Here is a 13,821-nt window from a genome sequence, read left to right as displayed (position 1 = left end):
GGAGCCATCTGGAGTAAAAACACTTAAAGAAAAGTTTGCCTTTTATAACCCCTTTCAGGTGCTAAGAGTTTAGCAATATTGAAGATTAGAAAAGTGTGTGATGGTGCCCTACTTGCACTTTTATTAGGCGTAAAGATGGAGGTAGATAACGAATTTTACGCTTCAGGGAGATTACTATTTTTGTGCCCTGCTACAGAATAAGCTTAAAAGTATTAAGGGGTATTTCTCTACAATGAGCACGTGAATATGCAAAATCAGAGTATTCTACTTTAAGCATTCTGTTTTACGCGAAGAGCATAACCAAAAAAACACGTTATAAACAAAAGCACGATGCAATGCGCAGCGTGTAAGATGAATAGTCTTTAATAAAAAAATTAAAAATAAGAGTATATTGTATTCGCAACACCTATGCAATAGATGGAAATTATAAATTAATATATTCTCATGCCTCTCTTATGAGAGAATAAACGAGATCTTTTGAAATCAATATTAAATCTAAAACAACTATAATAGCATCACATTCCTTTTCCCGACACAAAACGACGCAACCAAATGTAAAGCGCACCTTCACCGCCATGCTGGCGCGCTGCTTTCTCAAATGCATGAACATAATATCGAAAAGCTGGTGTTGATAACCAATACGGAACAAATCTATACAAAGCCCCATTACTCCCTATGGATCGGCCTTTTCCTGTAATCACAAGAACATAACGCAATCCATTCTGCTGAGAGGATTGTAAAAATTTCTTTAAGAAAGAATAGGCTTCTTCCTGCATATAGCCGTGAAGATCAAGACACGCCTCAAGAGGATAACGACCTTGAGAAATTTTACGATGTGTAGCACGATCAAAAAAATGAATCTTATGTGCTTGCGTAACTGCTCTCTTCTCCTTTTTAATAATTGTCAAGGGCTGTTGATTTTTCTGAAACGCTAGAGGGATTTGAGTTATGTGCTGTTTTTTATCATTAATATTTGGAAACGCTTCTGGAATAGAAGAACTTCTCTTACCATGAAAAGGTGTTATCGTACGACAAACCATGTCCCATAAAAGGCGATCTCGTGAAGTTAATAAATCTCTTTCTTGTCTCCATTTACTTGAGGACATTTCAATTTCTCATAAATCATTGAGTACTTATGGAAAAAAGTACTTTAATTTTCATCTTCTGTAGCAAAAAGCTTCCAGTTTGGATCCAGCGATAGGCTATTGCGAACGAATGTCCAAATATCCCTAATTTCTACAATAACATCAGGATCACCATCTATACGCTCGCCCTGTTCATTATAAGTAACAGAAATCATCTCACTGATAATACGTATCGTTAAAAATTCGTCTTTTTCTTGTATTGTCGCTGCGACAAACTCGATTTTATTAATTCCAACAAAAGTAAACTCTATTTTTTCTTTGTTTTTTTCTCGTTGCTCAATAGCAGCACAAAAACTCTCAAAAACACTCTGACAAAGCAAACTTTCAAGTTGATTGCGATCACCTTTGGCAAAAGCTGTTACAATCATTTCATAAGCAACTCGCGCACCTTTTATAAAAAATTGAGGAGAAAAATAAGGATCAATACTGCACAGCGCGCGCAAATTTTCATTCAAAATACTTCCCTCTGGTGCAATCTCATTAATTTCACTAAAATCGCCTTTTTGTGAATTTTTCTGATGAGGGAACGAAACAATATTATCTGTCGTTTCTGCCTCAGCTTGTTCTTTAGAGCGACGTGAATAAGGATCAAAGGGAGGCTTTTCAAATCCAATTCGCTTCCCTAATACACTACGGAGTTGCACAAAAATAACAACCATAACAACAAGAGCGATGACAAGTATAACGTCAAATTCCATAGGTGCTGTCAATCTCCAAAAATTAAGTCTGTAATAAATATTGCAGTCAATATCATTTATCAATAAATATGTAAAATAGGGAATCCTATCATTTAAATATTTTTATAAATTTTATATTAAGGAGTGCTCTTAAGAATTTCTGCCCTAATCATCCAGAAGGAAATTTTCATGTGATAAAACTTTATTCTATAAATCCTCGTTTTTTTATCGTTATATTTCTCTGTATTCTTTTAATTGAGATTGCTGGTTTTATTTTTGTTGGTCAAGAAATTGGCATTTTGGCAACTTTGAGTTTGATTATTCTCACAACCATAGTTGGGGTTTTTTTATTGCGAATTCAAGGATTTAGCCTTTTAAAAAACACACAAAGTGAACTTATCCAAGGACGCACATTAGAAAACAATATTATTCATGATGTTTGCATCATGTTTAGTGCGATTTTGCTTATTCTACCCGGTTTTGTAAGTGATCTATTAGGAATATTACTTCTTATTAAACCAATTCGCTCTGTTGCTTGGCATTTCTTTTTATCACTAAAAAACACCCTGAAACCTAATATGAAAAGAAAAAATGACGCTGAAAAAGTAATTGATCTTAACGCTGAAGATTATCAAATTCATGATGCAACAGAATCCCCATGGCACAAAAATGATGACAACCAATGAAATATTGTAACGAGTGAAAAAAATAAGCAAAATGAAAGAGTGTATTCCTTGCAACCTTTTGCAAGGCGTGATAACCAATTCGATCTTTAAGATCTAAAATAAATATACATAATTATAATGAGAGAGGTTCGTTGATGGCTGAAGGTGAAATGAACAATAGTGGTGGAGAGCCGATTTTTGCTGTATTAACGCAATATTTAAAAGATTTATCATTTGAGAACCCAGGTGCTCCTCATTCATTGCGTGCGCGTGAAAAATCACCACAAATTGATATCAATATTAATGTCAATGCTAACCCAATTGGTGATGACAATTATGATGTCGTCTTGTCTCTGTCCATCAAAGCCAATGATAACACTGAAACCTTATTTCATGTAGAGTTAATTTATGGTGGCGTTTTCCACCTTAAAAACATTCCACAAGAACATGTTATGCCTCTAGTCTTTATTGAATGTCCTCGCCTTTTATTTCCATTTGTTCGCCAAATTATATCTGATGCTACTCAAAATGGTGGTTTCCCACCTTTGTGGATTGATCCGATTGATTTTGCAGCCCTCTTCCAAAAGAGGCTCTCTGAAGAACAAAAAGACAATCAAATACAAACATCTTGAAAATTTATTCCTTTTCTATCAAAAAGCCCCTTGTATATTATTGATCTATTAGGGGATTTTTTTAGACAGTTTTTGCCGCATGATAAGCTGCAAGCATTGCAATATTGACAACATCTGTATCGTTTCCACTAAACGGTACAATTTGGACAGATTTTTCCAATCCAATTAAAATAGGACCAATAATGGTTGCTTCACTAAGTTCTTGTAACATTTTGCTCGCAATGGAAGATGCGTGATATCCAGGCATAACTAAAATGTTAGCTGGCTCTGTTAATCCCATAAATGGATATTGCTGCATCAATTTGGAATTAAGTGCCACATCAGCACTCATTTCTCCATCAAACTCAAAATCAACTTTGCGCTCATGCAAAATATTAATCGCATCCTGAATTTGTTGCGTAACTCTTCCTTTCATATAACCAAACGTAGAAAATGCCAAAAATGCAACCCTTGGATGGTGTCCAAATCCACGTACAAACGAAGCGGTTTGTTCCGCTATATCCGCAAGCTCTTCAGCATTAGGATTTTCATAAACAGCAGTATCCGCAATAAATACAGTTCGACCACGACAAATAGCCATTGAAATACCAATCAATCTTTCTTTTGGTTTTTCATCAATTGCCCTACGTATATCAACCAATGCTGTTTCATAATTGCGTGTTACCCCTGTAACCATTGCATCCGCATCTCCTAGTGCCACCATACACGCAGCAAAATAATTTCGATCATTATTGATGCGGCGATGACAATCACGCAACAGCCAGCCTTGACGCTGCATTTTTTTATAAAGATAATTTGCATAAGCATCTGTACGACAAGAAAGCTTGGCATTCATTAATGAGATACCTTCACGCTCCAGATCAATTCCAGCGATAACAGCCGTCTCTCTTACTTGCTCTTCACGACCAACCAAAATCGCTTGTCCTAATTTTTGATGAACGTAGGAAACGGCAGCCCGCATGACTTGCTCTTCTTCACCTTCTGCAAAGACAATTTGTTTTGGTACTTGACGAACATGATGATAAACCCCTCGCATCACCGAAGAAATAGGATCACGTCTCGCACTCAAATCGCGCTCATAGGCCTCTAAATCATCTATGTTCTTTTGCGCAACACCGCTTTCCATTGCTGCTTTTGCTACCGCTATTGAAACAACCGTGAATAAACGCGGATCAAAAGGAACAGGAATGATATAATCAGGACCAAATTTTAATCGCTTTCCTCGATAGGCTTCTGCAACACTGTCAGGAACTTCCTCATGCGCTAAATCGGCAAGAGCCCTAGCCGCAGCAATTTTCATATCTTCATTAATAACCGTTGCACGCACATCAAGTGCACCACGAAATATATAAGGAAAACAGAGAACATTATTAATTTGATTTGGATAATCGGAACGACCTGTTGCTACAATGGCATCCTGACGCACTTGTAAAACCTCTTCCGGTGTAATTTCTGGATCGGGATTGGCCATAGCAAAAATAATTGGCTGCGGCGCCATAGATTTTACCATTTCAGGGGTCAGTGCACCTTTAGCAGAAACCCCGAAAAATATATCAGCCCCTTCTATTGCTTCCATAAGCGTACGCTTATCCGTCTGAACAGCATGTGCTGATTTCCACTGATTCATTCCCTCTTTACGACCTTCATAAACTACACCTTTTGTATCACATAATATGATATTTTCAGAACGAAAGCCCATCGCTTTAATCAATTCAATACAAGCAATCCCAGCAGAACCAGCACCATTACAAACTAACCGCGTATTTTGCATATCGCGTCCCGTTAAAGCTAAAGCATTGAGAACGCCAGCAGCCGCAATGATTGCTGTACCATGTTGGTCATCGTGAAAAACAGGAATATTCATCACCTCACGCAGGCGACTTTCAATCATAAAACACTCAGGTGCCTTAATGTCTTCAAGATTGATTCCTCCAAAAGAGGGTTCTAAATGACGTACCAAATTGATAAAACTTTCCGTATCGTCTATATTAATCTCTAAATCAATGGAATCAATATCTGCAAAACGCTTAAACAGCACTGCTTTCCCTTCCATAACCGGCTTAGAGGCAAGGGCACCTAAATTGCCCAATCCTAAGATAGCTGTACCGTTTGAAATAACAGCAACAAGATTGCCTTTTGTTGTATAATCGTAAGCTAGTGCTGGATTTTGAGCAATTGCCTTAACTGGGACCGCAACACCTGGTGAATAAGCAAGAGCTAAATCATGCTGTGTTGCCATAGACTTTGTTGCAACAATCTCAAGCTTGCCAGGCCGATTACGACTATGAAAATCAAGAGCTTCTCGTTCGCTCGCACTATAAATCACTTGAGGTGTTTTTTGATCTTGCTCGCTCTTTTTCATCTCACTTTATTTTCTCCAAAAACAGTGTAAATTTTACTTGATAATGCGTATAGTTATTAAATTTGATTCACATGTCGTAAATCGCTATTCTTTGCCTTAGCAAATCTAATGATGTGTTTCAATTTAGAGATAAATAAATATCGAAGTAAACAAAAAAGACTAAAAGCTTCATTGAAAGGGAACAGGCCACGTAAAAATGGATAAAAAAAATGATCATAAAAATAATTTAATTCCACAATCAGCCTCCTCATCTGCTTCCTCTCAAGAACGTCTTACACCTATGATGGAGCAATATATAGAAATCAAAGCCGTCCATCATGATTCACTTCTTTTTTACAGAATGGGAGATTTTTATGAATTATTTTTTAATGATGCAATTGAAGCTGCTCAGGCTTTAGGAATCACACTTACAACACGCGGAAAACATCTCGGGAAAGATATTCCTATGTGTGGTGTTCCCGTTCATGCTGCAGACGATCATTTGCAAAAACTGATTGCTTGTGGTTATCGCGTTGCTGTTTGTGAACAAACAGAGGATCCTGCTGAGGCAAAAAAAAGGGGCTCAAAATCTGTTGTTCGGCGTGATGTTGTTCGCCTTGTAACCCCAGGAACGATAACAGAAGAAAAACTCCTTGATCCAGCGCGCGCAAATTATTTGATGACACTTTCCCGTATAAAAACCGGCGATGGAGAAGAATTTGCTCTTTCTTGGATTGATATCTCAACAGGCGTATTTCGTGTAATAGAAAGCCGACAAGAAAAACTTTTAGCAGATATTATGCGTGTGGATCCGCAAGAAATTATTGTTGCTGATTCATTTTTTTATGATAAATCGCACAAATCACTCTTTAATGTTCTTGATCGTATTGTTTCACCTCAACCGGCTTATCTCTTTGATACTCTTACCGCTGAACGCGATATTTGCACTTATTTCAAACTTTCAACTCTTGAAGGTGTTGCCGATTATTCACGTTGTGAAATTTCTGCCATTGTAGCTGCTATTCGTTATATCGAAAAAACACAAATCACACATCGTCCTCCCCTTATGCAACCTGAGCGCCAAAATGAAAGTGCTACCCTTTTTATTGATGCCGCAACTAGGCTAAGCCTTGAGCTTATTCGAACGACATCAGGTCAACGAGATGGAAGCTTATTAAAAGCTATTGATCGTACTGTAACAGGAGGAGGCTCTCGCCTTCTCATCGATCGCCTTATTGCTCCTCTTACCACCCCTTCAGCTATTGATACGCGTTTGGATTCTATCGACTTTTTTCTCCGTAATCCTTCTCTTACCGAAGCAATAAAACTCACTTTAAAAGGGGGGCCAGATATGCCCCGCGCTGTTTCACGTTTGGCTCTTGAACGAGGAAGTCCTCGTGATATGGCAACGATTCAACGTGGCTTTGAAATCATTCGTGAAATTCATCAGCTTCTTAATAATGAGCTTCTGCCTCAAGAAATAAGTGATATACAACAGGTGTTTTCAAATCTACCCATTGCTTTACATTGCCATTTAGAACAAGCGTTGGCCGATAATCTCCCTCTGCTGAAACGTGATGGTGGTTTTATTCGTGCCAACTATCATAAAGACCTCGATGAAATGCGTGCTTTACGGGATGAGTCGCGCCGTGTCATTGCTGAACTACAAGCGCAATATGCCCAAGAAACAGATATTAAGACGCTTAAAATAAAGCATAATAATATTCTAGGCTATTTCATTGAAGTCACCAATATACAAGCAGCCGCACTCACCAATAGTCCACAAGCTAAAGCACGCTTTATTCATCGGCAAACAATGGCAAATGCTATGCGTTTTACAACAACAGAGCTTGCTGACCTTGAAAGTCGTATTGCCCATGCTGCCAACCAAGCCTTGACACTTGAACTGGAAATCTTTGATACTCTTGTTCAAGAAATTATCAAACAGGTTGATTTTATTCGTAAAGCTGCTGAAGCACTTGCTATTTTAGATGTTTCTGTCGCTTTAGCACATCTTGCTGAAGAACAAGGATATTGCCGTCCTAAAATTGATTATTCCCTTACCTTTCACGTCACCGCAGGACGCCATCCTGTTGTCGAGCAAGCCCTCCGCAAACAAGCAGCAGAACCCTTTGTTGCCAATAATTGTGATCTCTCTGTGAAAGAAAATCAACAATATGCAGCAATCTGGCTTTTGACAGGACCTAATATGGGCGGAAAATCAACTTTTTTGCGCCAAAATGCTCTCATTACTATTATGGCGCAAATGGGTTCCTTTGTTCCAGCAACTTCAGCACATATTGGTGTCGTTGATCGTCTGTTTAGTCGTGTCGGTGCCTCTGATGATCTTGCACGGGGACGCTCAACTTTTATGATGGAAATGGTTGAAACAGCAACTATTCTCAATCATGCAAGTCACCATTCTCTTGTTATTCTCGATGAAATAGGACGCGGAACTTCAACCTTTGATGGGCTTTCTATTGCTTGGGCAGCCGTCGAATATCTCCATGAAGTTAATCACTGTCGTGCTATTCTCGCGACCCATTTTCATGAAATGACAGCACTGACTGAAAAACTTGACAGACTGCATAATGTAACCATGAAAGTTAAAAATTGGAATGGTGATGTGGTTTTTCTTCATGAGGTCATACCAGGAGCTGCTGACCGTTCCTATGGAGTACAAGTTGCAAAGCTTGCCGGGCTTCCCTCAGCTGTTATTACACGAGCGACAGATGTTCTCCATCAATTAGAACAAGGTGAAATGGCTGGGAAAGGGCATAAACTCATTGATGAGTTACCTCTCTTTTCTCTTAAAGCAACCTCACCCCTCAACGAAGAGAGAAACAAACATGATGTACTTCACGAAGTTTTAAAAAATATTCATCCCGATGAGCTTTCCCCTAAGCAAGCTTTAGAAGCAATTTATCAGCTTAAACAGCTTGAAAAGAATAACATCCTATAAAAATAGATGTTTTTTTATTAAAAATCTTTCTTAATAGGAAATTAAAGTTCCCTTTTTTGATATGTTTCAGCATAAAACTATTGTTTACTGCTTCCTAATTTCTTTTCTGCACAACACATTTTGATAAACATCGAGAGGAAAAATTCTACGCACTTTCATATTTTCTTAGATTAAGGCTGATTTTTTTACAAAAAAAATTGATTAACGTTGATTCTTTTTTTGCAAAGATTGTTATGAAGTCTCTTTCATCTTGTAAATATACAACATCTAGTGAATCATACTTTTCACAATCAATATTCTTGTTATTATAGCAACAGCTTGATTTAAATCTATTTCTGGGTTGGAATGCCACCTAATTTTGCGTGATAAATTCATAGATAATGGAGTCATCTATTTTCTTTACATTTCGAATGATAAAGAGCTTTTTTACTGTTTTTACATATATTATCTAAGCAGGCCCTGCTGCTTTTGATTTTCTTAAAAAGCCCTTGAACTCTTTCTCGCATCTCAAAATAAAGATTTTCTCTCGAAACTAGTTTGAAAATAGTCTAAATTCTAAGAGCTTTCCCTTGCTTTTCAGTCATATGCTATGCTCATAAACTCATAGAATATCTGCTTAGAACATCGTGCAAAAAATCAGATACCCTCTCTTTTTATAAAACGCATCCTTTATCTCATTAAAGATTACGAACTGCACCCTTTGCAGCAGATGTGGTCATAGCAGCATAAGCTTTGAGAGCCTTTGAAACTTTACGCTGACGCTTTTCAACCGGTTGCCAAGCGCCTTTTCCTTTTGCTTCCATCTTAGCACGACGCCGCTTCATCTCTACGTCATCAACCAACATATGAATGCTACGGTTTGGAATATCAATTTCTATGATATCTCCTTCTTCCACCAATGCAATTTCTCCTCTTTCAGCCGCTTCTGGTGAAACATGTCCTATCGAGAGCCCTGAGCTGCCCCCTGAAAAACGTCCATCTGTAACAAGTGCACAAACTTTACCCAATCCTTTAGATTTGAGATAACTCGTAGGATAAAGCATTTCTTGCATTCCGGGTCCCCCACGTGGCCCTTCATAACGGATTAAAACAATTTCACCTTCTTTAATTTTATCCGTTAATATAGCTGAAATAGCTGAATCTTGGCTTTCAAAAATTCTTGCTGAACCTTTAAAAGTCAAAATTGATTGATCAACACCTGCTGTTTTTACAATACAGCCATCTTTTGCTAAATTTCCATAAAGAACTGCCAATCCTCCATCTTGTGAATAGGCATGTTCCTTATCGCGAATCACACCCTTTTCTCGATCAAGATCAAGAGTTTCATAGCGACAAGATTGGCTAAAAGCTATCTGTGTTGAAATCCCTCCTGGAGCAGCACGATAAAATGCACAAACTGTCGGTTCAGTGGTTTGTTTTATATCCCAATGATCAAGAGCTTCTTTCATTGTTTTTGCATGAACCGTATAAGTTGATGTATCAATGAGTCCCGCTGCATCCAATTCACCTAAAAGCCCCATAATACCACCCGCGCGATGAACATCTTCCATATGGATATTCGCAACAGCAGGAGCAACTTTGCATAAAACTGGAACACGACGTGAAAGATGATCAATGTCCGTCATGGTAAAATCCACCTCACCTTCCTGCGCTGCAGCTAAAAGATGCAGTACTGTATTGGTTGATCCCCCCATGGCTATATCAACAGCCATGGCATTTTCAAAAGCTTTGCGTGAAGCAATAGAGCGTGGCAAAACTGTTTCATCATCTTTTTCATAATAACGCTTGACCAATGCAACAATCTGTCTGCCAGCTTCTTCAAAAAGCATCCGTCGATCTGAATGTGTTGCTAGCACTGATCCATTTCCGGGAAGCGAAAGCCCCAAGGCTTCCGTTAAGCAATTCATGGAATTAGCAGTAAACATTCCTGAACAAGAACCACATGTAGGACAAGCAGCACGCTCCATTTCAGCAACTTCTTCTTCTGAATTCTGTTCTGAAGCGGCAGCAATCATGGCATCAACCAAATCAACCCTTAAATCTTGATCTTTCCATTTAATCTTACCGGCTTCCATCGGACCGCCTGAAACAAAGATTGTTGGAATATTCAACCGTAAAGCAGCCATTAACATTCCAGGGGTAATTTTATCACAATTAGAAATACAGACAAGAGCATCCGCACAATGGGCGTTGACCATATATTCTACAGAATCAGCAATAATTTCACGTGAGGGCAAAGAATAAAGCATTCCGTCGTGCCCCATCGCAATTCCATCATCAACAGCAATAGTATTAAACTCTTTCGCAACACCACCGGCAATGGTTATCTGTTGTGCAACTAATTGGCCAATATCTTTTAGATGAACATGCCCTGGTACAAATTGTGTAAAAGAATTCGCAATCGCAATGATGGGTTTACCAAAATCCGTATCTTTCATCCCTGTTGCACGCCAAAGACCGCGGGCTCCTGCCATATTACGCCCGTGAGTCGATATTCTTGAACGGTAAGAAGGCATTATTTTTCCCCCTCAAATAATTCCATTTTGTTCATTGTGCTGTAACTTCACTATAAAAACAAGAGCTTTAATATTAATAAAGAAAAAAATACTTTGTACTGAAGCATTTGAAGCACAAAGTTGTAAAAGCACTGTATAAGCTTCCTCATAAAGTTATAAAGCTTTATTTTTTATTACCAGTTAATCAACATCTAATCCCAGCACAACTGCACGTTTGAAACAAATATCAAAACGATTCAGGACAACACGAACTGTTCCAGATTTTTATATGCCAGATTTAGGAAGAATATTGCATCGATCTGTTTGCATAATTTCTGGAACAAGAAGACAGTTTAATTGGTGAAGAATATAAAAGCCTAATGGTATAAAAATTTACTATATTCTTACACTTCAGCTTTATGCCTTTCAAAAGCATCTATAGCGATATCTTAAATAATAATGACACATTGTCTCATGTCTTTGTTTTTCATATCCTTCAATGAAGTCATGTCCCCTTACAAAGAATAGAATATCCCAACAAAATCTATTTTCCTAACACTTCACATACTCATTTTAAAGAAGTATCTCTCAATATGCTCTAGGCTACTATTTCATTTTCAAGTCCTTGAGCCGTATAACGACCCTATAAATAAAACTTATAGAGCACCATCACCTTTATATTTATGTAAAGAAAAATTTAGTAAGAGGAATATTCCTTTCCTCAAGTACTTTTCACCTACACGCCAACTCTGCTTATAACGGAAAACAAGTAATTTAAATTGATCAATTCCTTTTACCCCCATATATAATACCAAAACACCACCGGCCATCAGCAACAAAAGAAAAAAAATCAAACATACCGCTAAACAGATTAATACCCTTTAAATTAAGAAAAAACGGCTAGAATTTATAAAGAACTCCGTTTTTTCTCGTACGGTAATTCTAATGCAGAGTTACAATTTGGAGCTCATGCTCATTGGCTCCAGCAAGGGCAATAGAGCGTTCATCGGATAAAATGATAGGATAACCTGTTTCACCAAAAAGCGCCCATATGGTAATGCCTGGAGTCATGGGGGGAAGATCTGGAAAATTTTTAGCTAGATCATCTGTACAAACCTTTTTTAAATAAGCAATCTGTCCTGTATCAGAGTAGGACGTATTCTGAAACGATAAGCTTTGTTTATGTTCTCCCATTTCACTGTTCCTTTACGCCTTAACTTTTATGATTCACCACTACTGACTTTAATTGGTATCTGTTTTATTTCTTTTTTTAATCTTGGTTGATACAGATTAATTGATAAAAGACCATTTTTCAACTCGGCATTTGTGACATTCATACCTTCTGCAAGGACAAAGGTCCGCTGGAATTGTCGTGCGGCTATACCGCGATACAAATATTGATGACTTTGATTATCCGTTTGTTTACCATGAATAACCAATTGATTATCATCGAGCAAAATATTAAGATGATTAATCTTAAATCCAGCAACAGCTAAAGTTATCCGGATATGATTCGCATCATCGTTTTTATGTAAACGTTCAATATTATAGGCTGGATAAGCCTCATCAGCTTTACCGATACGTTGTAATATTTTTTCTACGGTTTCAAATCCTAAAAGAAAAGGATTGGAAAAGGGTGTCACATGTGTCATTCATGAGTATCCTCTTTAAAGCGTATTTACTTGACCAAACTCTATATTAAAGTGTTCGCTGCATTCTTCTCATATGGCGAGCGTGAATGATAACTTCAAGAGAGAAGATGAAGAGAGTTCAATGCCTCAAAGTAACATAAAAATATCTCGAAACACCATAAATTTGTCAAAGGTGCGCAATTTATCTGATATATTATATAATGAAGGTGAAATTGCAGAAATATTTCGCCGTTTTTCTGTGCAACGCCCGACACCTAAAAGTGATCTTAACTATATAAATATTTTTACACTTTTGGTTGCAGTTGTTCTTTCAGCTCAAGCGACAGATGTAAGCGTTAATAAAGCGACAAAAGAATTATTTCGCCTTGCTGATCAACCGGAAAAAATGGTTGCATTAGGGGAAGAAGAAATAGCACATCATATCCGTTCAATTGGTCTTTGGCGTGCAAAAGCACGCAATATTTATGCACTTTGTAACTGTTTAATTGATCAATATGGCGGTCAAGTCCCTGACACACGTGAAGCACTCATGACTCTTCCAGGCGTAGGACGCAAAACAGCTAATGTTGTTTTGAATGTTGCTTTTGGTTTGCCTACATTGGCGGTAGATACACATATTTTTCGCTTAAGCAATCGTCTTGGTTTGGCGCCTGGCAAAACACCAGAGATTGTTGAGAAAAAATTATTAAAAATTATACCGATTCATTATCTTCGTCATGCGCATCATTGGCTGATTTTACATGGACGCTATATTTGTCAAGCACGTAAAACGCAATGTAAGCAATGCATTATTGCCGATTTATGTAAAGCTGCAAGAAAAACAAATGCTATTCCGGCACCTTTGGTTGAAATTCAAGGTAATGGAGCGCCGATTTTTTTGTAATACACTCTTGCTATTTTGTGTAGACTAGCTTATAAGAGCATCTTTTAAGAACCGCCCGGCAGGGCATGCCGTGGCTGTTTAAATGGCTTATTCAAGCAGTGGTCCGCTTGAAGAGATGAAATGTTTGATTGAATCAATTTATGTATGGAGTAGCAAAATGCCCAAGATGAAGACCAAATCATCCGCTAAAAAGCGGTTTAAAATCACTGCGTCAGGTAAAATTAAAGTAGCAGCTGCTGGTAAGCGCCACGGCATGATTAAGCGTTCGAATAAATTTATTCGCGATGCACGTGGAACAATGGTTTTGTGTGAACAAGATGCTAAAAAAGTTATTCAGCATTATTTGCCGAATGGTATTTAAACCTTGCG

Annotated in this window: 11 protein-coding genes; 5 read left to right on the top strand and 6 right to left on the bottom strand. The window is 37.9% G+C overall.

All coding sequences use genetic code 11. The features are described from left to right. Positions 1-515: 515 nt before the first annotated feature. Both GGR08_RS01245 and GGR08_RS01240 read right to left on the bottom strand, forming a co-directional pair. Complete coding sequence (locus GGR08_RS01245; protein WP_183193599.1) at positions 516-1,106, bottom strand: Smr/MutS family protein; 591 nt, start codon at positions 1,104-1,106, stop codon at positions 516-518. Positions 1,107-1,150: 44 nt separating this feature from the next. Further along, positions 1,151-1,843, bottom strand: a complete 693-nt coding sequence (locus tag GGR08_RS01240; protein ID WP_183193598.1) for a Tim44/TimA family putative adaptor protein — start codon at positions 1,841-1,843, stop codon at positions 1,151-1,153. A gap of 170 nt (positions 1,844-2,013) precedes the next feature. Between GGR08_RS01240 and GGR08_RS01235 the strand changes: the two genes are divergently transcribed. Both GGR08_RS01235 and secB read left to right on the top strand, forming a co-directional pair. Next, positions 2,014-2,508 carry an FxsA family protein gene (locus GGR08_RS01235; RefSeq protein ID WP_183193597.1) on the top strand — a complete coding sequence of 165 codons (495 nt, stop codon included), beginning with the start codon at positions 2,014-2,016 and terminating at the stop codon, positions 2,506-2,508. Between the two features lie 134 nt (positions 2,509-2,642). Next, complete coding sequence (gene secB, locus GGR08_RS01230) at positions 2,643-3,119, top strand: protein-export chaperone SecB (RefSeq protein WP_183193596.1); 477 nt, start codon at positions 2,643-2,645, stop codon at positions 3,117-3,119. Between the two features lie 61 nt (positions 3,120-3,180). On the opposite strand, the gene GGR08_RS01225 is transcribed toward secB, so the two are convergent. After that, on the bottom strand, positions 3,181-5,481 hold the full coding sequence (locus tag GGR08_RS01225; RefSeq protein WP_183193595.1) for an NADP-dependent malic enzyme: 2,301 nt from the start codon (positions 5,479-5,481) through the stop codon (positions 3,181-3,183). Positions 5,482-5,677: 196 nt separating this feature from the next. Here GGR08_RS01225 and mutS point away from each other — a divergent pair, with 196 nt between their 5' ends. Beyond that, positions 5,678-8,422, top strand: a complete 2,745-nt coding sequence (gene mutS / locus GGR08_RS01220) for a DNA mismatch repair protein MutS (protein WP_183193594.1) — start codon at positions 5,678-5,680, stop codon at positions 8,420-8,422. A gap of 677 nt (positions 8,423-9,099) precedes the next feature. On the opposite strand, the gene ilvD is transcribed toward mutS, so the two are convergent. From ilvD to GGR08_RS01205, 3 genes are all read right to left on the bottom strand, one after another. Next, complete coding sequence (ilvD, locus tag GGR08_RS01215) at positions 9,100-10,938, bottom strand: dihydroxy-acid dehydratase (RefSeq protein ID WP_183193593.1); 1,839 nt, start codon at positions 10,936-10,938, stop codon at positions 9,100-9,102. A 921-nt stretch (positions 10,939-11,859) separates the two neighbouring features. After that, the gene (locus tag GGR08_RS01210) at positions 11,860-12,111 is read right to left on the bottom strand and encodes a BQ00720 family protein (protein WP_183193592.1); all 252 of its coding nucleotides are present in this window, start codon (positions 12,109-12,111) and stop codon (positions 11,860-11,862) included. A gap of 26 nt (positions 12,112-12,137) precedes the next feature. Further along, positions 12,138-12,569, bottom strand: a complete 432-nt coding sequence (locus tag GGR08_RS01205; protein ID WP_183193591.1) for an Hsp20 family protein — start codon at positions 12,567-12,569, stop codon at positions 12,138-12,140. Between the two features lie 121 nt (positions 12,570-12,690). On the opposite strand from GGR08_RS01205, the gene nth reads away from it, so the two are divergent. Then, positions 12,691-13,452, top strand: coding sequence for an endonuclease III (nth, locus tag GGR08_RS01200; protein WP_210273913.1), 762 nt, complete (start codon positions 12,691-12,693; stop codon positions 13,450-13,452). 157 nt (positions 13,453-13,609) lie between these two features. Then, positions 13,610-13,813: a 50S ribosomal protein L35 gene (gene rpmI, locus GGR08_RS01195; RefSeq protein ID WP_183193590.1), complete on the top strand. Its 204-nt coding sequence runs from the start codon at positions 13,610-13,612 to the stop codon at positions 13,811-13,813. Positions 13,814-13,821: the final 8 nt, after the last annotated feature.

Origin of the sequence: Bartonella fuyuanensis (assembly GCF_014197255.1) — a bacterium.
GTDB lineage: Bacteria > Pseudomonadota > Alphaproteobacteria > Rhizobiales > Rhizobiaceae > Bartonella > Bartonella fuyuanensis.
This window is presented reverse-complemented; position numbering and strand designations above follow the sequence as displayed.